The following is an 874-nucleotide window of genomic DNA, read 5'->3' on the forward strand; positions in this document are numbered from 1 at the left end:
CGTCGGGCTCCGCCCGCGCCGTCCCCGTCCCTTCCGCCGCTTCCGTGACCTCGGCGGGGGCCGGGGCTTCCTCGGCGACCGGTGCGGCCGAGGCCGCCGCCGCGCGGTGCAGGCAGTCGGGGGCCAGCAGGCATCCGCAGTGGATCGCGTCCGCGCCGGTCACCGTCCCGCCGGGCGCCCGCAGGACGACGTCGGTCTCGTCGTCGACGGCGATCCGCACGGTGTCGCCCTCCCGGACGACCGGACGCGCCAGGAGCTTGGTCACGCCCGCGTCCAGCCGCTTGCGGAGCCGGGGCGAGAGCGCCGCGACGAGTTCGGCGGTGACGGACGGGACGACCGGAGGCAGGTCCGGGCTCATGCGATCTTCTCCCCTACCCAGCGGGCGAGTTCGAGCGGGCTGAGGGCGGCGACGGGCATGCCCGCGGCGACGAGCCGGCCGGCGACCCCCGTGGAGTAGCGGGGCCGGCCCGTGTCGTCTAGGCTCGCGCAGCCCAGGACGTGGCAGCCGGCACCGACCAGTGCGCGGACCTCGGTGAGCAGACCGCCCAGCGGGTATCCCTCCTCGAAGTCGCTGACGACCACGACGAGGGTGCGCGACGGTACGGTGACGAGCTCGCGCGCGTGCCGCAGCCCCGCGGCGATGTGGGTGCCGCCGCCCACACTGACCTCCAGCAGCAGCGACAGCGGGTCGTCCACGTGCCCGGTGAGGTCGATGACCTCCGTGGAGAACGCCAGGAAGTGGGTGGAGAGGGTCGGCACCCCCGCCAGGACGGAGGCGGTCAGCGCGGCCCACACCGTGGACGCCTCCATGGACCCCGACACGTCCGTGACCAGGATCAGCCGCCAGTCGGCGGCCCGGCGCGCCCGGGTGCGG

The 874-nt window shown here is 75.7% G+C and carries 1 protein-coding gene and 1 pseudogene; both read right to left on the reverse strand.

Features of this window, described 5'->3' with window-relative positions; translation table 11 throughout:
• Window positions 1–358, reverse strand: a pseudogene (locus tag B7767_RS37090) (SWIM zinc finger family protein); the annotation flags it as partial.
• A partial coding sequence (locus B7767_RS37095) for a VWA domain-containing protein (protein WP_143652853.1) occupies window positions 355–874 on the reverse strand: 520 nt, incomplete at its 5' end. The gene B7767_RS37095 and the pseudogene B7767_RS37090, both read right to left, overlap by 4 nt.

Source organism: Streptomyces sp. 13-12-16, from assembly GCF_002114215.1.
In the GTDB taxonomy this organism is placed as follows: Bacteria; Actinomycetota; Actinomycetes; order Streptomycetales; family Streptomycetaceae; genus Streptomyces.